The sequence below is a fragment of the Bradyrhizobium sp. Crot121 genome, from assembly GCF_059512385.1.
In genome coordinates this window covers 1-452 of record NZ_JCAMOR010000375.1, presented here as the reverse complement: position 1 = coordinate 452, position 452 = coordinate 1, and the positions used below count along the sequence as shown (strand labels likewise).

Genomic DNA, 452 nt, shown 5'->3' with positions numbered 1-452 from the left:
CCTCCTGAAAGACGCCGGTTTCGCAAGGCTTTATGAGATCGATCGCAACGCACCATCGTCACCGGATGCCGTTCCGCAGTCATGCCCGGATAGCTTCCACTGGTAGGCTATTGGGTTTCCTGCAGTTTGTTTTCCTGCAGCAGCCATTTCTGGATGATCGGCACGTCGGCGTCGCCGAGGTCGTGGCCGCCGGAGATGACATCGGAATCGACAGTCGCGCCTGACGATTTCAGCCGCTCTTCCAGCTCGCTCGCATATTTGCCATAAGCATCCATCTTGCCGCTGATGACGAGCAGGTCCGTTCCCTTGAGATCGGCATGCGGGTAAGCAGTAAGTACCGGCATGGAGCGCAGCAGCACGGCCTTGTGCACCAGGTTCGGGTGCAGGTAGAGCAGCGAATTCAGAAGGTTCGCACCGTTGGAATAGCCGACATAGACGATCTTTTTCGGATC

General features: G+C 57.1%; 1 protein-coding gene. It reads right to left on the bottom strand.

The window, feature by feature from the left end; translation table 11 throughout:
- Window positions 1–107: 107 nt before the first annotated feature.
- Window positions 108–452: alpha/beta hydrolase (locus tag AC5ZGW_RS47050; RefSeq protein WP_496114261.1), on the bottom strand; the 345-nt coding region annotated here is incomplete at its 5' end.